Consider the following 19,096-nt stretch of genomic DNA (forward strand, 5'->3'; position numbering starts at 1 on the left):
TATGTATAGTTTGCGTATCATGCAGCCGGCAACAGCCAGCAGGCTCCGGCTGTTGCCGGTCATGCACGGCCTTGTAGGCATCCTGTTCCTCTTCGATGCCATAGGCAGCTACAGGGGAGCTCAGCCCAACTGGTTGCTGGTAGGCTTTTTTCTGGCCGTAGGACTGCTTTCCCTCGCCTTCCCGTTTATCGTGAAGCGCACGCGGAAATTCAGTGAAACCAACAGTATCGCGAGGTTGATACAGGCATTTATCTGCGTAAGCGGCAGCCTGTATTTCCTGGGGCACCAGCAGCCGCTTACCGGCCTGCTGATGTTCGTGGTAGGCATTGGTATCGCCTACATCGGCTGGATGGAATACAAGATCTTCCAGCCGGTTTACGTGAAAATGGACAATACCGGTATTACCCTGCCCACTACGTTCTCTGAGAAACGCATTGGCTGGAACGAGCTGAATAATGTAATTTTGCGGAATGACCTGTTCACCATGGATTTCAAATCCAACAAGATCATCCAGCTGGAAATACTGGATGAGCCCGGACAGGAAGAACGTGAAAAAATGAACGGATTTTTCCGGGAAAGACTTAACTAATTTTATGCTGAAACAAACACCTTACATATTATACTCCGACGGGAAAGGAAACATCTTTGAAGACACCTCTATGGAGGTAGTGGGCCGCAGCGGCTGGGATGCTTTCCCTATTGATCCGGAAGAATGGATCGAGCTTCCTGAAGGCGGTAATCTGTATGAACTGCCCGGCCGCCGTGGTATCGGAATCGACGTTGCTACCGGCGAAATGGGCCTGTGTGACAAAGGTTGGGCCGTAGCGGCGTTTATTCCGCCTGCCCATACCGGTTTTTACCTCGCAGCGTATGAAACCATGCCTGACGCTCCCACCCTGCCGCTGTTTTGTTACACCGCAGTAGGCTGGCTCGACGGCAAATTTTACGTGCCCGCTACCCGTATCGAAGCCGATATCCGCCAGGAATGTGCCGGCTTTGACGCCAAGAAGGTAAAACAAGGCGTTAACCAGCTGATAGAGGCTTACCCGCACAACAGGCTGGTAAAGCACCTGGCAGAAAACTGCGCCCTCACGTATGAATGCCCCGCCGCCCGTAACTATTTTATGGGAAGATGGGAATGCCCGATTCCTTCCTCTCCGGCCTGCAACGCCAACTGCGTAGGTTGTATCTCCTTCCAGCCGGAAGACGAGACCATCGTGTCCACACAGGACCGCCTCCGTTTCAAGCCTACCGCGGAAGAAATCGTGGAATATACCGTACCGCACCTGGAAACAGCCCCTTTCCCGATCGTGAGCTTCGGCCAGGGTTGCGAAGGCGAACCATTGCTGATGTGGGAAACGATCCGTGAGTCTATCATTCAGATACGCAAGCATACGCCTAAAGGCAGTATCAATATCAACACCAACGGCAGTAAACCCGATGCGGTGCGCGCCCTCTGTGAAGCAGGCCTCAACAGTATCCGTGTGAGCCTCAACTCCGCCCAGGAGAAATATTATACGCCATACTACCGTCCCAATAACTACGTGTTTGAGGACATCATCGAAAGCCTGAAAGTGGTGCGGGAATTTAACGGATGGACTTCCATCAACTATTTTGTTTTTCCGGGAATGACCGACACGGAAGAGGAATATGAGGCCCTGCGCAAACTGATCCGGGAAACCGGCCTGAACATGATCCAGTGGCGCAATTTCAATATTGATCCCGACTGGTACCTGGGCAAACTGGGCATTACCGAGCCAGGCCCCTGCATGGGCATTAAGCAGTTACAGGAAATGATACATGAAGAGTTTCCGGACCTGAAGTTTGGATATTTCAACCCGCCCATGGAACGCATCAAAGGCGACTACATGGCCGATTTCGCTCACTAAAGCGCTACTTCCTCCCACTCACTGATAAAGCCGCTCCTATGCGCGTTCTCTTGCCCGAAACGGTATTGACGCGCATAGGCAGACGGTGACATGCCCGTCACTTTCCGGAATACCCGGTTGAACGTGATAGGGTTGTTATATCCCGTTGCATATGCCACAGAGGCAATACTTTCCGCATCACCATTGATGATTTTCTTGCAGGCCGCGTTGATACGGATTTCGTTGAGGAATTCGAGGTATGTTTTACGGGTGTGTTTCTTGAAATATTTACAGAAGGCGTAAGTGGTCAGATGCGCCACCGAAGCGATTCTGGCGAGAGAAATATTTTCCGCGTAGTGTTCCAGCGTATACTGATAAATATCGTTCATCCGCAGCCCTTCCGATTCACTGTAGGCATGACGCAGGAAGCCGGTGGACAATGATTTCCAGTCCTTCACCTGGCGGGAGAAATAAGTCAGCAGCGACATAAAGGCAAACAGCCTTTCCGCCCCGGTGAGCTTACAGAGCCGCATAATTTCCGCCGCTGTTTTCTCCTCATATGCCGCCGGCAATTGCAGGCTGGAACGGGTCAGTTGCAGGAACTTGCGGACAGATTCCAGCTCCGGCAATGCCAGCATGCCTTTCAGCGCATTGTCATGGTCAAAGAAAATATGGATGGCGTGGATGTTTTTCTCTTTCAGGTTTTCAAAGTAGCGGGCATCGCCTTTGAACATGTGCGGCTGGTTGGCGCCGATCACATAAATATCGCCGGCTTTGAACGGCTGGGTATAGCTGCCTGCAATCAGGGTGCCTTCCCCTTTGATAATAAGGGTCAATTGCGCCTCTTTATGACGGTGCAGGTAATTGTAGAAATAAGGAAGTATGTCCTCCTGGATGACCACAGACCCTTCCTCAGCTACCGGAACAGTAAATTGAATTACTTTCATTTACCAATTTTACTCCTTTTTGGGCAAAATTAGTTATTCCCGGACAATATTCGTTAAGTCTTGAACAATTACGCTGCTATCATTTTTTCTGCCCGTGCCCGCTTCTGTTGCAGCCAGCGGAAGCCTAAAGCCGACAACACACAGCCACCGGCAGTAATGGCCCACCAGTAGGTAAAGCCGATATGCTGCACTACAAAAGCCCCACTGGTAGGCGACACGACGGTTGCCAGCGAATAAGATATCGTATAGAGGGCGGCATATTGGCCACGGTTATGGTCCTGGCTGCGGCTGATCCAGAAGCTGTTCATAAAAGGCAAACAGAGCATCTCCCCGAAAGTGACCACTATCATGAACACGGCGGCAATACCCCATACCGGTGGCAACACACAGAGCAACACATACGCCAGGCACACCATCATGGCGCCCCTCGAAACATATGACAGGTTAGGCAGTTTACCGTCCAGGTGATGGATCATCACCATTTCCACCATCACGATCAACAGGCCGTTGATAGACATATTAAGCCCAATGGCCCATTCCTGCATGTGGACCACCTCTTTGAAATACAGCGGCACCATGCTGGAAAACTGAAAGAGGCAGACAGCGTTGATCATGCCAAACAACAGGAACCAGAGATACAGGCTGTCTCCCCATACTTTCTCCGTTTTTCCGGCTGCGGCCGTCTTTTCCGGTTTGGCCGGTGCCGGCACCGGCGGCAGGAAAATACGCATCAGCAGAGCCGCCACGATACAGGTGCCGCCATCCACCCAGAACAGCCATTGGTAGCTGATACTGGCCAATATCCCGCCCAGCGCGGGCCCTACCGACCAGCCAAGGTTGACGGCCAGGCGGTTGAGCGAATAGGAACGGGTACGGTTCTGTGGTGCGCTGTAAGCCGCAATAGCAATGCTGTTGGCCGGGCGGAAAGCATCCCCAACGGAACTCAGCACAAACACACAACCGCATATCTGCGGAAAGGTGCGCATCTGTCCCAATAAAATGAGCAATAAACCGTTAGAGAGGAGGCTCCAGAACTGTACCTGGTAAAAGCCGATACGATCAGACAACCAGCCGCCCAACATGGCGCCTACAATAGCGCCGCTACCGAAACAGGCCATGACCAATCCGGCCTGGGCAATGGAAAAATGCAGATGAGCCGTCAGGTATACTGTCAGAAAGGGGACCACCATAGCGCCGCTGCGGTTGATCAGCAACACCAGTGACAGCCACCAGGTAGCCGGCGAAAGTCCCGTATAGGCGTTCTGGTAAAGACGGATAGTTTGTTTGAGCAGATTCATACAACGGCCGCAAAATAAAATGCAACAAATAGGATTAACAGCATAGTTTTTGCAAAGATAAAATTCAGATCGCTGTATCTATATTTTTTTTCATTCAAAAGTTTAACTTTGACGCTTACTGGCGCTTAATCAGCTATCATGGAGGAAAACAACCGTAAAAAAAATATTCAGGCATTGGGAGTAACGATCGGCGTACATGCGCTGCTGTTAGTAGCACTGGTATTTGCCGGTTTCTCGGCGCCACCACCCCTGCCCGACCAGGACCTGGGGATGGAAGTAAACCTCGGTACCTCCGATGACGGGATGGGCGATGAACAGCCGCTCAACCCCAACCCTCCCAGCGCAGCTACCTCTACGCCTGCTCCTGCAGAAAGTGAGCAGCCCGCTGCCACGGAAAAAGATAACAGCGCCCCGCAGGAAGTGGCCACACAGGATGATGAAGAAGCCCCGGAAATAAAAAAGCCGGAGAAGCCGGTGGAAAAGCCAAAGGAGCTGCCTAAAAAGCTGGAACCGAAGCCGGTGACAAAACCGGTAAAGAAACCGGCAGCAGAGCCCAAACCAACACCTCCTGCACCCAAACCGCAGCCTAAAGCGGTTTATTCCGGCGGTACCAGCACCAGTGCCAACAGCGGCAACGGCGCACAGGGCTCCAACAATTCCACAGGCGAAGGTAATACCGGCAAGCCCGGCGACAGGGGCCAGCTCAATGGCGACCCTAACGCCAAAGGCTATACGGGCGGCGGCCTCGGTGGCGGACGCTCCGATTTCCGCCTCAACGGACGTAATCTTATCAGCCGGCCAAGCGTTACCTACGACGGCACTGAGTCCGGCTATATCGCTGTCAATATCAAAGTAGACCAGCACGGAAATGTGATCGCTGCCACGTTCAGCATGAAAGGGTCTACCCTCAGCAATCCACAACTGATAGACATTGCGCGCAAAGCTGCGCTCAACGGTCAGTTAAAATACAATGCAAATCCGGACGCGCCTGAGGTGCAGTTCGGTACCATCCGCTTTTATTTTAAAGCAGAATAGCCAACATTTACGATTTTTTTGATTGATGGATTTTTTGATTTGAGCGGTAAGGAAATCAAAAAATGTCCTTTTTAATCCTATGCTATCCTAAGCGGACCATAATCTTTTTGAGAAACTGTATTTATACGCCAACGATGAGAATGCACCGAATCCTGTTCAGCACTATGCTATTTTTATGGCCGGCCTGTGCGGCCATGGCCCAATCATTTCCCGGTTACAATACCAGCAATTATGCGGGTATTTACGGTGTACTCTCCAACCCCGCCAGTGCGGCAGGGTATCGTTACAAGTGGGACGTCAATATCATCGGCGCTGACGTAAAAGGCGGCAACACTTATGTGAGAGTGCCCAAATCCGTCCTGTTAAATCCTCCTCCGAGCAACAAATGGGTGCGTAACCAGGATTATTTCCTGGACACCACCGCCAACCGCAAACAGAACGGATGGGGAATGGCCGAGATAGTGATGCCTTCTGTATTATACGCTATCGATGAAAAACAATCCGTTTCCTTTGTGTGGCGGGTGCGTGCCAGCGCCAGCGGGGGCAACCTCCCCACGCCGCTCGCCAATTTCTTTGGCAACGACTTTCCCAACATGCAATACCGCGGCAAAAACCTGAATATTGAAAAAGTGGGCGTAGGCGCACATATCTGGAATGAACTAGGCTTTAGCTACGCCCGTACCATCCATGAAGGATATACCAGCCGCTGGAAAGCCGGTGTTACAGTGAAACTGCTGAGCGGCATCGCCGCCGGCTATGCACAGGTGGCCAACGCCAGTTTCGTGCTCAATAACAGGCGCAATGCCGACATCACCAGCGGCACGCTCCGTTATGCCTACAATGAAGAGCTGGACCACTGGCAAAAGCCCGATACCCGCAACCTGCAACTCTTTCATAACAACGGCCTGGGCTTTGACCTCGGCGTTATCTACGAATACCGCCCGGACAACGGCGGCTTCGGCAAGTTCGAAGGCTCTGATGCAGATGAATATAAACTGCGCCTTGGCCTTTCCATCAACGATATCGGCCGCATCAAATATCAAAAAGGCGCTTACAATACCGATCTCGATCTCCGGAAACAAAATATCAATCCAAACGATATTACCTACAAAGACAAAGAAAGCCTGAAACAATACTCCCGCCGGTTGAACCGCTATTTCACACCTATTCCGGGTGATGACAGCAGCTTTGTGATGGTGTTGCCTGCCTCGCTCAACCTGATGGCCGACTACAACATCGACAGCCGTTTCTTTGTCAGTGCCAATGCCGTCATTGCCCTGAACGCAGGAAAAAACGGACTGGCCAGAACATATGCCACGACCCAGTTGTTAATTACACCACGCTATGAAACAGAACTGTTTGGCGCCTATATGCCGTTTGTTATTAACCACAACGGGCAGGCTGATGTAGGGGCCGGCTTCCGTATAGGGCCGTTGGTAGTGGGTTCTTACAGTCTTTTTACCACGCTTTTCCAACACCGCATCAACCATTCGGATGCTTTCGTAGCTTTGCGGCTCAATCCGGGCATGCTGGGCAAGCGCAATAACAGCAAAGGCCAGCTGGGATGTCCGGTAAATTATTAATTTACCTTTATGAACGCATATCAGGAAGCATTGGACTATCTCTACGCACAACTGCCCATGTTTACCAAAGTAGGGGCCAGTGCTTATAAAACAGACCTGCATAATACGGTCGCACTGTTGCAACAGCTCAACAATCCGCAGCATACCTTCAAAACCATACACGTCGCCGGCACTAACGGGAAAGGCTCTACCAGTCATATGCTGGCGGCCATCCTGCAACAGGCGGGCTACAAGACCGGCCTGTACACCTCCCCGCACCTGCTGGATTTCCGGGAGCGTATCCGTATTAACGGACAGGTAGCGCCGGAAGACTTTGTAGTGGATTTCACCAATAACATGCGGCCATTCATTGAAACCATTGAGCCCTCCTTTTTTGAGTTGACCGTAGCAATGGCCTTTCAATATTTTTCGCAGGAAAAAGTGGACATCGCTATTATAGAAGTGGGACTGGGCGGACGGCTGGACAGCACGAACGTGATCACCCCGGAACTGTCTGTCATCACTAATATCAGCTTTGACCATAAAAATATCCTGGGAGACACGCTCCCTTTGATAGCCTCCGAAAAAGCCGGTATCATCAAGGCCGGTGTGCCCGTAGTGGTCAGCGAAACGCAGGCGGAAATACAATGGGTATTCCGCGACAAAGCCGCCGAAACCGGTTCCCCTGTTCATTTTGCAGACCAGGAATGGATGGTGGACGGCAGCGATATAAAGGACAACCACCTGCACCTAACGCTACTGGATACACGACAAAACAAAATGTCCCATCTCCACCTGGACCTTAGCGGTCAATACCAGGAAAAAAATGTGATGGGCGTTTTATCTGCCGTCAAAGTATTGCAGCAACAGGGCTGGCATATTACCTGGGAGCACATATCAACGGCTTTATCGCATGTACGCAAGCTGACAGGGCTGCGGGGACGCTGGGAAGTAGTGAGCGAACATCCGCTCACGGTGATGGACGTAGGCCATAATGAAGCCGGTATCAAAGAGGTGGTGCAGCAACTGGAGCATGTCAACTACCAGCAGCTGCATATTGTGACGGGTTTTGTGAAAGACAAGGAGGTAGACAATGTGCTGCCGCTTTTCCCGTCCACGGCCACGTATTATTTCTGCAGGGCACAGATACCCCGTGCCATGGACGAAGTAGCGCTGGCGGAAATGGGCGCCCGGCACGGATTGCAGGGCAAGGCCTACGAGTCGGTACAAGCCGCGTTGCAGGCAGCCCGCCAGCATGCCAAACCGGAAGATATGATCCTGGTATGCGGCAGCTTCTTTATTGTGGCAGAAGCGATGTAATTATTTCATTTCCATACGTCCCATGTGCATCAGTGCGTACATCAGGCCGGTCACATGCAGGCTGTGAACAATTTTATTGTCCAGTATCAGCTGTTGCACATCGGGAACAGACATCAGCACCACTTCGATTTCCTCGTTGTGGTCCAGCTGTTGTTCTTTCACTTTACGGCCGCCGGTAGCGAGGAACATATGGGTGTAGTTGTTACTGGAGGCCGTATTGGCAGCCACTTTTCCCAATAATATCAATTCCTTGAATTCATAGCCTGTTTCTTCAAGCAGTTCACGTCCCATCGCAAATTCAGGAGAAGGGTCTGTCTTGTCCATGGTGCCGCCGGGAATTTCGAGCAGTGTCTGACCGATGCCCTGACGGTATTGGCGGATCATGATCACCTGGCCGTCTTCTGTGATGGCCACGGCATTTACCCAATCGTTATATTCCAGTACATAGTAAGGTTCAACAATTGTTCCTTGCGGCGTAATGCATTTGTCTTTGCGTGCGGTTAACCAGTCGTCTTTGAAGAGATATTCAGACGACAGCAATTTCCAATCCATATTCATAATAATACTTTACCAGTTCATGCGCTCTTTCAGTCCCTGTATATGGCCGAGGTGGTGCTTTCCGTGCCAGGCATAGTTGGCTGCCATGGTTTTCAGGTTAAAGCGCCGGCCGTGTTCCGGGTGAATGAAAGAACGTTCCCATTGTTCGGGTGTCAGGCGGTCCATCAGGTTGGCCCAACGGGTGTGCAGGGCGTGCAGCAGGGTGATAGACACGTTGATGGGCGTATTTTTCACATCTTCCAGTTCAGCCCAGGCAGCTTCATCGTATGGTTTAATAATAGGTTTTTCTTCCGTCAGCGCCATTTTCATGCGGGTAATAGCGTTGATATGGCTGTCTGCCAGATGGTGCACCACCTGCTGAATGTTCCAACCGCCGGGCCGGTAGGGCTTCTGCAGCTGGAAAGCGTCCAGGTTTTGCACGGCCATTTCCACCAGGGTGGGCAGGTCGCGAATGTCATTGACAGACTCCCGCAACATGGCGGGGCTATAATCCGGCAGCGGTTCAAAACGACCGATAGGATATTGTAATGCTTCCATAAGCGGGTTTATTAAGACTCGCGAAGGTCTTTTCCGGTAAGATGGATAAATACATCTTCCAGATTAGCTTTCTTCACTTCTTTACTACGCTCGAACCCTTTGGACACGAGGTTATCGATAAGGGCATCGGGCGAGTCAATAGCGATCACCTGGCCGCTGTCCACGATAGCGCAGCGGTCGCAAAGGAATTCAGCTTCATCCATGTAGTGCGTGGTGATCACAACAGTTGTTCCCTGTGACCGTACCTGCAGGATGAGGTCCCACAGATTGCGTCTTGCCTGCGGATCGAGGCCGGTAGTGGGCTCGTCGAGGAAGATGATACGGGGCTTGTTGATCAGGGTGGTGGCGATAGAGAAACGTTGTTTCTGGCCACCGGAAAGTTCTTTGTATTTGGACTTAGCCTTGTCTTCCAGGTTGAAGAGGCGCAGCAGTTCCATGGGTTCCACCGGCTGGTTGTACAGTCCGCCGAACATCTCGATCAGTTCCACCAGATTGAGCCCGGGGTAATAACCGGAGCTTTGCAGCTGTACACCGATGATTTTTTTTATATCGTTAGGCGCGGCGTCCAGGTCGAATCCGCCGACGGTCACCCTGCCTTCTGTTTTGTCGCGTAATGTTTCAATGATCTCCAGGGTAGTAGACTTACCAGCGCCGTTAGGGCCCAGGAGGCCAAATATCTCATGTTCGTACACGTCAAAGCTGATACCCTTTACTGCGGTGAATTCCCCGTATTTTTTCACCAGGTTTTTCACCTCAATGATCTTGTTCTTTTCCATGCCACCAAATTATAAAAGAATTACGAATTACGGATTACGAATTACGAATGAAGGGTTGCTCAGTCGTTACTTCTTTTAAGTATGAGCAATATTAGGATTATATATTATCTTATCAATCAATATAAAATCCTAAAATTAACGGACTCCCCATTCGTAATTCGTCATTCGCAATTCGTAATTGATTTAGTGTTTGATGAACACCTGCGTAAAGAAAGTGATCCTTCCTTTACCGGCGGTGCCTATCCCGATCAGGTTATAGTCACCCAGCATGTTGCGCCGGTGGCCGGGGCTTTTGATCCAGCCATCCACTACGGCTTCGGCGTCGAGGGTGCCATAAGCCACGTTTTCGGCGGCGGCCCCTACCCTGCCCATCTTTTTGGAGACAATAGCCACGCGGTCCTCAAAACCTTCGTGCCCGAAGCCGGTGCTTCCATTAGCCATGTCGCGGCTATGGCGGCGCGCCTGCTGGCTGATGGTCTCATCCAGCTGCAGCGGTTTCAGTCCTTTGGATTGACGGAATTTGTTGGTGTAATAGAGGATCTGCTCTTCAAGGCTTCCTCCTGTTGTGGTGCTGTCTGCACGGCTGGCGGCACGTGAACACGCGCTTACCTGAAATGCGGCAAACAGTGCAAGCAGTAATACAAGGATACTGCGGCTTTTCAAAATGGACATAAAACTGATGGTTAATAATGATAATTTCCAGCATGCAAGCAAGCGCTGTACCAAATTATCCAGCGTGGATAACTTTATCGGCGCCTGTTTAAAAAACGAAGGCCCGGACGTTGCTATTGTACGCCCGGGCCTCTTTTGATATGCAATTAACAAAGCGTGTTCCGCTATTTGTTCATAATGTCTTTCCAGGTCTCCATCATATTTTTGGAACCGATGAAAATGGGCACCCGCTGATGCAGCTGTACCGGTTTCAGTTCCAGCAGGCGCTGACGGCTGTTGGCCATCGACATGCCGCCCGCTTTTTCCATGATGAAAGACATGGGGTTACACTCATAACAGAGCCGCAGACGGCCTGACTTGTACTTGCCGAAAGCCGGGTACATAAAGATACCGCCCTGTATCAGCGTACGGTGTATTTCCGCTACCATACAGCCCACGAAACGGTGCCGGTAGATGCGGTCGTTTTCATCCCGGGCCATAAAATGATCGATGGACTGGCGCACCTTATCGTCATACAGGTAATAGTAACCTACGTTGACAGAGAAGATATCGCTTTCCGCGGGGCATTTCAGGTTGGGATGCGACAGGCAGAACTCCCCGATGGAAGGATCGAGGGTAAAGCCCTGCACACTGCGGCGGGTGGCGTACACCATCATGGTGGAAGAACCATAGATGATATAGCCGGCCGCAATCTGCTGCGTGCCCGGTTGCAGGAAGTCTTCCAGGTTACATTCCTCCCCTTCCGGCGACAGGCGGCGGTAAACGGAGAAAATAGTCCCGATGGAAACATTCACGTCGATATTGCTGGAGCCGTCCAACGGATCGAGCAATACCACATATTTGGATTTTTTTGAGTGTTCGTCGGTGAAGGCGATAAAGTGTTCTTCCTCTTCAGAGGCCACGCCGCAGCAGTAAATGCTGGTACGCAGTGAATTGATAAACTGTGCATTGGCAAATTCGTCGAGCTTCTTTACGGATTCGCCCTGGACATTGGTTTTCCCGGCTTCACCCAGTATATCGGCGATGCCCGCCTTGTTTACCTCCACATTCACTCTTTTTGCCGCCAGACCTATATCACGCAGCAAACCTGACAACTGGCCGGTAGCACCGGGATAGTTCCGTAATTCCTGAATGGTGAATTCATCCAGGGTCATTACTTTTTCCTTGTGATTCATAACGTTTTTCAGTTTTCCGGAACGAAATTAACGGAATACGCGCTTATTTTAAGGGAAATGTCATTTCTCTGTAAACAGATTTTAAAACAATTCTAAACTTGCCTTACTTTGCCAAATAATTTTTCAAAAGGACAAACTATCATATGAAGGTTTTCAAGTTTGGCGGCGCAAGTTTAGAAAGTGTTGAACGCATTAAGCAAGTAGCACAGATCGTCCAGTCATTTCCGGACGATAAACTCCTGATCGTTATCTCAGCCATGGGGAAAACGACCAATGAACTGGAAAAGGTGGCGCAGAACTTTTACATGCGTAAAAGGGAGATCGCCGCGCAGTTGCTGTACAATGTGGAGCAACACCATATCCAGGTGGCCGAGTCCCTGCTGGGTACCCGTCAGCATCCGCTTTTTCAGCAGCTGCAGCAATTCTTTACCGAAGCGGAATGGACGCTCGGCGAGAAACCACTGCGGACGTATGACTACTACTACGATCAGCTGGTGGGCATGGGCGAACTGCTCAGCACCGCTATCGTCAGCGCCTTCTTTAACACCATAGGTTTATCCAATACCTGGGTAGACGTCCGGGACGTGTTCCGTACCGACGACAACTTCCGGGATGCCAATATCGACTGGGCCTTTACCCAGAAACAGGTGACCGACAAAGTGGTGCCGCTGTTCAATCAGACCAGCATTGTGATTGCACAGGGCTTCATTGGCAGCACCGACCAGAACGAGAGCGTGACCCTGGGCAGGGAAGGCTCCGACTACTCCGCGGCCGTATTCGCCAACATGCTCGACGCTGAAAGCCAGACCATCTGGAAAGACGTGGAAGGCCTCAAAAATGCCGATCCCAAACTGTTCCCCAATACCGTCAATATTCCGGAGATCAGCTACGGGGAAGTGATTGAAATGGCCTATTACGGCGCCCAGGTAATCCACCCGAAAACCATTAAGCCGTTACAGAACAAACAAATACCGCTGCTGGTGAAATGTTTCCTTGACAAGAACCTGCCCGGCACGGTCATCAGGGAACAGGCAGACACCAAACAGCTGCCTCCCATTATTGTACTGAAAAGGAACCAGGTATTGCTGACCCTTACCTCCAAAGACTACGCTTTTATCACAGAAGATAAAATCAGCGATATCTACGAAACTTTCCACCGGCTGAAAGTGAAGATCAACCTGATGCAGAATGGCGCCATCACCTTCTCCTGCTGTATTGACCACAACCCGGAAAAGATCGAGCTGCTGATCAAAACACTGCACAATGACTTTAAAATCTCTTATAACGAATCCCTTGAACTGCTGACAGTACGCTACTACCAGGACGGCCTCCTGGAAGAGCTCAGCAACCACCACACGGTACTGCTGGAACAGCGTTCCAACATCACCGTACAGCGGCTCTTAAAGAAATAAAACAGACCATCGGCCATCACCCTGAAAGGGATGGTGGCCAATTTTCCCATCGCCTTCCCCGCTCGATAACACCCCGCATAAATTAACCGCTTATCCCCGGATTTTAACAACCATACCATTCCCCGTTTTAGAACAAACTCCCTGCTTAATTTTATATTGGTTTCCACTGCTTTGAGATTGGACATGTGCCCCCGCACCCCCTGGAAAAATTTTTTTTCGCCGGATGTGCAACCTTTTTTCAGACAGGTCGTCTTTAAGATGTTAAATGTGCTATGATATGAAAAAAGCCGCCCTGTTGCTGATAGTTACCTGCTGTATCGCACTGGTTGTCGCCTGCAAAGGCCTCCTGAAAGATATGGCACCGTTACAGAGCAGTCCACCAGACATACTGCCTTTATTTGTGATAACACATGCCAATTGCCCTGGTATTCCAACCGCTGCCCAGGCCAATGCCTCCGTTACCCCTGATAATGCGCAGCTTAAAACCGAACCCATTCAAGATGCTGTAAAAACTATATTCGATATATACCGTTCACAAAACCAGATCCGGCAGTAACCGATAGACTGTCTTCCTAATCACTTATTGGATCGCTTCTGAGAAAATCTAAACGATAGTATGAAAAAATTCATCGTCGTGCTGGGGATGCTTATGTCCGTTATCATGAGTTCTTTCGCACAAAAAAATACCACCGGCACTATTTCCTTTAAAATAACAGACGCCACCGGCAAGGCACTTCCCTTTGCCAGCGTGCTTTTACGCAAAACAAAAGACTCCACGCAGGTAAAAGGGGAAATGAGCTCCGAATCCGGCGAAGGCCGTTTTGAAAAAATACCCTTTGGCCAGTATTTCCTGCAGGTATCACAGATGGGTTTTACCACCCACTACGCCGATAATTTTACGATAGATGCCTCCCATGCCACTGTCAGCCTGCCGGCCATTGCCCTGCAGCCGCTCTCCAAAAGCCTGCAAACGGTGAATGTGACCGCTACCAAACCCTTTATCGAAAAAAGCGCCGGTAAAACCGTGCTCAATGTGGAAAACAGTGTTACCGCCGTAGGCAATACCGCGCTCGACATCCTCAAAAGAGCCCCCGGCGTACAGATCGACAACAATGAAAACGTGAAAATGAAAGGGCAGACAGTGACGGTGATGATTGATGGCAAACTCACCTATCTCAGCGGCGAAGACCTGACCAACCTGCTGAAAAACACGCCCGGCGAGTCTATCGCACAAATCGAAATCCTGACCAGCCCGTCCGCTAAATACGACGCTTCCGGCAATGGCGGGATCATCAACATCAAAACAAAGAAAGGCAAGCTCACTGGTATCAATGGTACCATCAATGCCACCCTGTCACAGTCCCGCTACGGCACTTACAGCGCCAATGGCACTTTCAACTGGCGCACCACCAGGTTCAACCTGTTCGGCGATCTCGGCAGGACCGACCGTAATTCCCAGATCACCCGTAAATACAGCAGGGCTTTTAACGACAAAGGCGTTACCACCGAACAGACACAGGACATCTTCCAGCGGAACCGGTTCCAGCGCAATGCCGCCAAAATAGGGCTCGATTATTTCCTGAATGATAAACACACGATAGGCGTATTGGTTAACGGATTCAAGAACCGTTTCAATAACCAGATTTACAGCAATACCAATTTCATGAACACCCCGGGCGCCCCGGCCGATTCCATTGTAAACTCCTACACGACCAACAACAACCATTTCAATAATATCGCCATCAACCTGAATTACAAGGCAGTATTGGATACCGCCGGGCGCGAATACAGTGTGGACGCGGATTATGCGCGCTTCAACGCCGACCGGTCCCTCGTACTGAACGACAGTATGCTGGACGTAAAAAGCCAGCGTGTACGCAACCCCAATGGCATTCGCAACCAGGGCGGCACACAAATCACCATCAAAAGCCTGAAAGGCGATTTTGCCTGGCCACTGGGCAAAAACGGAAAAGTGGAAGCCGGCTTAAAAGCCAGCCTGGTGACCACTACCAACAGACTGGCTTATGATTCCCTCAAAAACGGCGAATATATTTTTGCGCCCAGCCAAAGCAATGAGTTTAAATATCAGGAAGATGTATATGCTGCCTATGCCAGCTACAAAAAACAACTGACGCCTAAAACCGGTATCCAGGCCGGGTTAAGGGTGGAGAATACCAAATCCGACGGATATTCCGTTACGCTCAAAAGCCAGGTGGTGCGTAACTACACCGACTTCTTCCCCAACCTCACCATCGATCAGAAACTGAACGACAACAACAAAATCAGTCTCGCTTACTCCCGTCGCATTGAACGCCCGGAATACAGCCAGCTGAACCCGTTCATGTTCTACCTCGACAGGTATACTTTCTTCCGCGGCAACCCATACCTGCAGCCGCAATACACCAATAATGTGGAGCTGGCGTATACCTTCAAAGACAAATACATCGCCACGCTGGGATATAACCGTACCACCGATGTGATCAACGAGTTCCTCTACCAGGACGACAGCGCCAAAACATCTACCAGCACCCTGATGAACTATAAGAAAAGCCATGTGTACAGCCTTGCGGTGACATTGCCTTTCCAGGTCACCAAATGGTGGATGAGCGACAACAACCTGAATGCTGCTTACAACGACTACTACTTCAACAACAACAAGAACCAGGCGGAGATGACCAGCAGCTTTACCTATAGCTTCAACAGCACCAATACCATCACGCTGCCGAAGGACTTTAAGCTGGAAGTAGCCGGTTACTATAACTCCCCTTTCGTGTATGCGATCTTCAAGGGTTACGCGGAATACAATCTGAACCTGGGCATCCAGAAAACTTTCTGGGATAAAAAAGCTACTGTCAAATTCAATTATAACAATATTCTGCGGAATGAATCCTACAGAGGTATTGCGCAATACAGCAACCTGGCGCTGCACATTTTCAACACATGGCAGTTCAGGACAGCCAGCATTTACTTCAGCTATCGCTTTGGCAACAGCAGTATCAAAGCTGCCCGCGACAGAAAAACAGGTACCAGTGATGAACAAAAAAGGGCAGGTTAAACAATCATTTTCATCATCTGCTGGATCAGTTGCATCATCGCGGTGGGATATATCCCCAGTCCTATCAATACCAGCGTCAGCAGCATCAGTGTGATATTACCGGCTACAGGCAGCGAGGGCTTGATATAAGTCACCTCTCCTGTAGCCGGTGCTTTAAACATCATGGCGATAATGCGTATATAATAATACAGACCTATCACACTGTTGATGACCAGCATAAACAACAGAAACCACATGTGCCCGTTCACCCCTGCCATCACGATATAAAATTTCCCGATAAAGCCGGCCGTCAGCGGGATGCCTGCCAGCGACAGCAACATGGCGGTGAATACCGTGGCCACCCAGGGATAACGCCAGAACATACCGCGGTAATCGTCCAGTGTCTCCGCATCCTGTACACTACTGCTCATAACGATCAATACGCCGAAAGCCCCGATGCTGGTAATGAAATAAGCTACCAGATAAAAAGAAATCGCCTCCAGCCCTGTCTGCACACCAGAAAGAAAAGCAACCAGAATGTAGCCCATATGGGCGATAGAAGAATAAGCCAGTATACGTTTGATATTTTGTTGTGTCAATGCCAGCCAGTTGCCCACAAACATGGAAGCCACCGCCACAATGGCCAGCATCCACCATATCATCGAGTAGTCGTTGCCGTGAATGTCCACATAAAAACGGATCAGCACCACCAGCATCCCTCCTTTGGAGATAGTCGCGATAAACGCCGATACCGGCAACGGAGCGCCTTCGTAAATATCGGGCGCCCACATGTGGAATGGCACCACGCCCAGTTTGAAGCCGATGCCGATCAGCATCATACCAAAGCCCGCCAGCACGGTAACGGGTATATATCCGGCCTGCCGCAGCGCCGCACCGATACCCGGAAAATCCATATGCCCCGTAAACGCATATACGAGCGCCATGCCAAACAGCAGAAACGCGGAAGACAAAGCCGCAAGGATAAGGTATTTGATGCCTGCCTCGTCTGAACGTTCACGCGCCCGGAGATAGGCAATCAGCCCATACAGGCTGATACTGAGTATTTCCAGGCCAAGGAATAAAGACATAAAGTGACGGCTCACCACCAGCACCAAAGCCCCTGTGGTGGCCAGCGGCAGCAGCAGGTAATATTCCTCTTTCCGTTCTTCCCGCTCTTCAAAATAGTTGTAGGACAACAGTAAGATGATAAAACCCGACGTCAGTACCAGTCCGGTATTAAAGAGAGAAAACTCGTCTACCACCAATAGCGGCGGCACCGTATGCGGGATATACAACATCGCCGGTATGATAGCCGTCAGCGCCATCAGGTAGGCCAATAGGGAAAAGGCGTACGTAATGCGGTGATTGCGCCGGATAGCAATCAGCAGCATGGAAATCACCACCGCGGTGAACAGGGTGATCAATGGTCCGAGGCTTATGAAATCAGCGAACGACATAATCATTTTTTTGAGAAGTATTCAAAACCGGTTGCGGATGTAACCCCAATAAAAGAATGGCCATCACCAGTGCTACAATGATCACCAGCTCCCGTTTGTTCAGGTCCGGCAAAACATATTGCCGGTTGGCCGGCCCGAAGAACACTTTTTGCATGATACGCAGTGAATAGGCCGTGGCCACCACCAGGCCGATGGCCGCAAAAACAGTGATCCAGCGGTTGGCTTGCCAGCTGCCCAGCAGAATGAGAAATTCCGCTACAAAATTGCCCAGCCCGGGCAAGCCCAGCGACGCCATTACAAATATCATGGCCGCGCTGCCCATCACCGGCATCCTGGACCACAGTCCGCCCATCTCCTGTATGTTACGGGTATGGATACGTTCGTACAACGCACCTGCGATGATAAACAAGGCACCGGTGCTGATACCATGCGCGATCATCTGCATCACCACCCCTTCATAAGCCAGTGCGTTGAAAGAAAAAGCACCGACCAGCACAAAACCCATGTGGCTCACGCTGGTATAGGCTATCAGCCGCTTCAGGTCTGTTTGCGCATAGGCCAGCATACCGCCATAAATAATTCCCAATACCCCCAGGAACATGATCCACGGCGCAAAATACACGGACGCCTCCGGAAACAACGGCAGCACCAGCCGCAGGATGCCATAGGCGCCTGTTTTCAGCAGCAGCCCCGCCAGCACCACACTGCCGGCCGTAGGCGCTTCGGTGTGTGCATCGGGCAACCAGGTATGAAAAGGAACGGCCGGCAACTTCACCAGGAAAGCGATGAGGAAGCCCAACATCAGCCATCTGGCGGTTTCCTGCTGCATAGGGGTATGCAGCAGCGAAAAATAATCGTACGTATATACACCGGTGTTAGCGCCATGTATAAAGTACAACGCCAGAATAGCCAGTAACATCAACAGGCCGCCAGCCTGCGTGAAAAGGAAAAATTTGTTGGCCGCATATTCGCGGTTTTCATGTCCCCAGATACCAATCAGGAAATACATGGGTATCAACATCATCTCCCAGAAAAAATAAAAGAGAAAAAGGTCCATGGTCAGAAACACGCCAGTAATACCGGCCAGCACGAACAGAAGATTAAAATGAAAAAATCCTACCCGCTGATTAATTTCCTTCCACGATATCAATACCGCCAATGCTCCCAGGAAAAACGTAAGTACCAGCATCAGCAGCGACAAACCATCCATAGCGAGGTTTAGGCTGATACCAAAATGTGGCACCCAGTCCACCTTGTACCGGTATAACCACCGGCCGCCGGAAGCCTCCTGTGTAGCCCATATCTGACCGGTGATGGCCAGATCGACCAGCAGGCATGCCAGCGCTATACACCTTGACCACAGCGGATTCCGCGCTGCCGCTATCCAGGACAGCAACGCACCCGCCAGCGGAATGATGATCAGTAACAGGAGAATCATTGTTTGT

The 19,096-nt window shown here is 50.6% G+C and carries 17 protein-coding genes; 8 read left to right on the forward strand and 9 right to left on the reverse strand.

Going from position 1 to position 19,096, the window contains the following annotated elements; all coding sequences use genetic code 11:
* Window position 1 precedes the first annotated feature (1 nt).
* The gene (locus HGH92_RS01115) at window positions 2-589 is read left to right on the forward strand and encodes a hypothetical protein (protein WP_168868931.1); all 588 of its coding nucleotides are present in this window, start codon (window positions 2-4) and stop codon (window positions 587-589) included.
* 4 nt (window positions 590-593) lie between these two features.
* Window positions 594-1,889, forward strand: a complete 1,296-nt coding sequence (locus HGH92_RS01120; protein WP_168868932.1) for a radical SAM protein — start codon at window positions 594-596, stop codon at window positions 1,887-1,889.
* Here the strand turns inward: HGH92_RS01120 and HGH92_RS01125 are convergent.
* Window positions 1,886-2,815 (reverse strand): AraC family transcriptional regulator, encoded by a 930-nt coding sequence (locus tag HGH92_RS01125; RefSeq protein ID WP_168868933.1) that lies wholly within the window; start codon window positions 2,813-2,815, stop codon window positions 1,886-1,888. The genes HGH92_RS01120 and HGH92_RS01125 overlap by 4 nt on opposite strands.
* Before the next feature lie 68 nt (window positions 2,816-2,883).
* A complete protein-coding gene (locus HGH92_RS01130) occupies window positions 2,884-4,113 on the reverse strand; it encodes an MFS transporter (protein WP_168868934.1) in 1,230 nt (409 codons plus the stop codon).
* 138 nt (window positions 4,114-4,251) lie between these two features.
* Here HGH92_RS01130 and HGH92_RS01135 point away from each other — a divergent pair, with 138 nt between their 5' ends.
* The 3 genes from HGH92_RS01135 (at window position 4,252) to HGH92_RS01145 (ending at window position 8,030) form a co-directional block, all read left to right on the forward strand.
* Window positions 4,252-5,148, forward strand: a complete 897-nt coding sequence (locus HGH92_RS01135; protein WP_168868935.1) for an energy transducer TonB — start codon at window positions 4,252-4,254, stop codon at window positions 5,146-5,148.
* Between the two features lie 134 nt (window positions 5,149-5,282).
* On the forward strand, window positions 5,283-6,731 hold the full coding sequence (locus HGH92_RS01140; protein WP_168868936.1) for a DUF5723 family protein: 1,449 nt from the start codon (window positions 5,283-5,285) through the stop codon (window positions 6,729-6,731).
* 9 nt (window positions 6,732-6,740) lie between these two features.
* The gene (locus HGH92_RS01145; protein WP_168868937.1) at window positions 6,741-8,030 is read left to right on the forward strand and encodes a bifunctional folylpolyglutamate synthase/dihydrofolate synthase; all 1,290 of its coding nucleotides are present in this window, start codon (window positions 6,741-6,743) and stop codon (window positions 8,028-8,030) included.
* On the opposite strand, the gene HGH92_RS01150 is transcribed toward HGH92_RS01145, so the two are convergent.
* From HGH92_RS01150 to fbp, 5 genes are all read right to left on the reverse strand, one after another.
* The gene (locus tag HGH92_RS01150; RefSeq protein WP_211092505.1) at window positions 8,031-8,582 is read right to left on the reverse strand and encodes an NUDIX hydrolase; all 552 of its coding nucleotides are present in this window, start codon (window positions 8,580-8,582) and stop codon (window positions 8,031-8,033) included.
* Between the two features lie 15 nt (window positions 8,583-8,597).
* A complete protein-coding gene (locus tag HGH92_RS01155; protein WP_168868938.1) occupies window positions 8,598-9,125 on the reverse strand; it encodes a YfiT family bacillithiol transferase in 528 nt (175 codons plus the stop codon).
* Between the two features lie 11 nt (window positions 9,126-9,136).
* Window positions 9,137-9,901, reverse strand: a complete 765-nt coding sequence (locus HGH92_RS01160; protein ID WP_168868939.1) for an ABC transporter ATP-binding protein — start codon at window positions 9,899-9,901, stop codon at window positions 9,137-9,139.
* Between the two features lie 183 nt (window positions 9,902-10,084).
* Window positions 10,085-10,573, reverse strand: a complete 489-nt coding sequence (locus tag HGH92_RS01165; protein ID WP_168868940.1) for a CAP domain-containing protein — start codon at window positions 10,571-10,573, stop codon at window positions 10,085-10,087.
* Window positions 10,574-10,737: 164 nt separating this feature from the next.
* Entirely contained in the window at window positions 10,738-11,748 is a 1,011-nt protein-coding gene (gene fbp / locus HGH92_RS01170) for a class 1 fructose-bisphosphatase (protein WP_168868941.1), read from the reverse strand.
* A 143-nt stretch (window positions 11,749-11,891) separates the two neighbouring features.
* On the opposite strand from fbp, the gene HGH92_RS01175 reads away from it, so the two are divergent.
* The 3 genes from HGH92_RS01175 (at window position 11,892) to HGH92_RS01185 (ending at window position 16,215) form a co-directional block, all read left to right on the forward strand.
* Window positions 11,892-13,160 carry an aspartate kinase gene (locus HGH92_RS01175; RefSeq protein WP_168868942.1) on the forward strand — a complete coding sequence of 423 codons (1,269 nt, stop codon included), beginning with the start codon at window positions 11,892-11,894 and terminating at the stop codon, window positions 13,158-13,160.
* A 277-nt stretch (window positions 13,161-13,437) separates the two neighbouring features.
* Window positions 13,438-13,716 carry a hypothetical protein gene (locus HGH92_RS01180; protein ID WP_168868943.1) on the forward strand — a complete coding sequence of 93 codons (279 nt, stop codon included), beginning with the start codon at window positions 13,438-13,440 and terminating at the stop codon, window positions 13,714-13,716.
* 60 nt (window positions 13,717-13,776) lie between these two features.
* Window positions 13,777-16,215, forward strand: a complete 2,439-nt coding sequence (locus tag HGH92_RS01185) for a TonB-dependent receptor domain-containing protein (RefSeq protein ID WP_168868944.1) — start codon at window positions 13,777-13,779, stop codon at window positions 16,213-16,215.
* Here the strand turns inward: HGH92_RS01185 and HGH92_RS01190 are convergent.
* Complete coding sequence (locus HGH92_RS01190) at window positions 16,212-17,651, reverse strand: NADH-quinone oxidoreductase subunit N (protein ID WP_168868945.1); 1,440 nt, start codon at window positions 17,649-17,651, stop codon at window positions 16,212-16,214. The two genes, HGH92_RS01185 and HGH92_RS01190, sit on opposite strands and share 4 nt — an antisense overlap.
* Window positions 17,638-19,089, reverse strand: coding sequence for an NADH-quinone oxidoreductase subunit M (nuoM, locus tag HGH92_RS01195; protein ID WP_168868946.1), 1,452 nt, complete (start codon window positions 19,087-19,089; stop codon window positions 17,638-17,640). The genes HGH92_RS01190 and nuoM overlap by 14 nt, the downstream gene beginning before the upstream one ends.
* Window positions 19,090-19,096: the final 7 nt, after the last annotated feature.

It is taken from the genome of Chitinophaga varians (assembly GCF_012641275.1).
Lineage (GTDB): Bacteria > Bacteroidota > Bacteroidia > Chitinophagales > Chitinophagaceae > Chitinophaga > Chitinophaga varians_A.

What these genes read in the sequence shown, in the direction of transcription:
- HGH92_RS01175 (WP_168868942.1), top strand. Translation starts at nt 11,892, where the DNA reads ATGAAGGTTTTCAAGTTTGGCGGCGCAAGTTTAGAAAGTGTTGAACGC.
- HGH92_RS01190 (WP_168868945.1), bottom strand. Translation starts at nt 17,651, where the DNA reads ATGTCGTTCGCTGATTTCATAAGCCTCGGACCATTGATCACCCTGTTC.
- fbp (WP_168868941.1), bottom strand. Translation starts at nt 11,748, where the DNA reads ATGAATCACAAGGAAAAAGTAATGACCCTGGATGAATTCACCATTCAG.
- HGH92_RS01180 (WP_168868943.1), top strand. Translation starts at nt 13,438, where the DNA reads ATGAAAAAAGCCGCCCTGTTGCTGATAGTTACCTGCTGTATCGCACTG.
- HGH92_RS01145 (WP_168868937.1), top strand. Translation starts at nt 6,741, where the DNA reads ATGAACGCATATCAGGAAGCATTGGACTATCTCTACGCACAACTGCCC.
- HGH92_RS01160 (WP_168868939.1), bottom strand. Translation starts at nt 9,901, where the DNA reads ATGGAAAAGAACAAGATCATTGAGGTGAAAAACCTGGTGAAAAAATAC.
- HGH92_RS01140 (WP_168868936.1), top strand. Translation starts at nt 5,283, where the DNA reads ATGAGAATGCACCGAATCCTGTTCAGCACTATGCTATTTTTATGGCCG.
- HGH92_RS01130 (WP_168868934.1), bottom strand. Translation starts at nt 4,113, where the DNA reads ATGAATCTGCTCAAACAAACTATCCGTCTTTACCAGAACGCCTATACG.
- HGH92_RS01115 (WP_168868931.1), top strand. Translation starts at nt 2, where the DNA reads ATGTATAGTTTGCGTATCATGCAGCCGGCAACAGCCAGCAGGCTCCGG.
- nuoM (WP_168868946.1), bottom strand. Translation starts at nt 19,089, where the DNA reads ATGATTCTCCTGTTACTGATCATCATTCCGCTGGCGGGTGCGTTGCTG.
- HGH92_RS01155 (WP_168868938.1), bottom strand. Translation starts at nt 9,125, where the DNA reads ATGGAAGCATTACAATATCCTATCGGTCGTTTTGAACCGCTGCCGGAT.
- HGH92_RS01135 (WP_168868935.1), top strand. Translation starts at nt 4,252, where the DNA reads ATGGAGGAAAACAACCGTAAAAAAAATATTCAGGCATTGGGAGTAACG.
- HGH92_RS01150 (WP_211092505.1), bottom strand. Translation starts at nt 8,582, where the DNA reads ATGGATTGGAAATTGCTGTCGTCTGAATATCTCTTCAAAGACGACTGG.
- HGH92_RS01120 (WP_168868932.1), top strand. Translation starts at nt 594, where the DNA reads ATGCTGAAACAAACACCTTACATATTATACTCCGACGGGAAAGGAAAC.
- HGH92_RS01185 (WP_168868944.1), top strand. Translation starts at nt 13,777, where the DNA reads ATGAAAAAATTCATCGTCGTGCTGGGGATGCTTATGTCCGTTATCATG.
- HGH92_RS01125 (WP_168868933.1), bottom strand. Translation starts at nt 2,815, where the DNA reads ATGAAAGTAATTCAATTTACTGTTCCGGTAGCTGAGGAAGGGTCTGTG.
- HGH92_RS01165 (WP_168868940.1), bottom strand. Translation starts at nt 10,573, where the DNA reads ATGTCCATTTTGAAAAGCCGCAGTATCCTTGTATTACTGCTTGCACTG.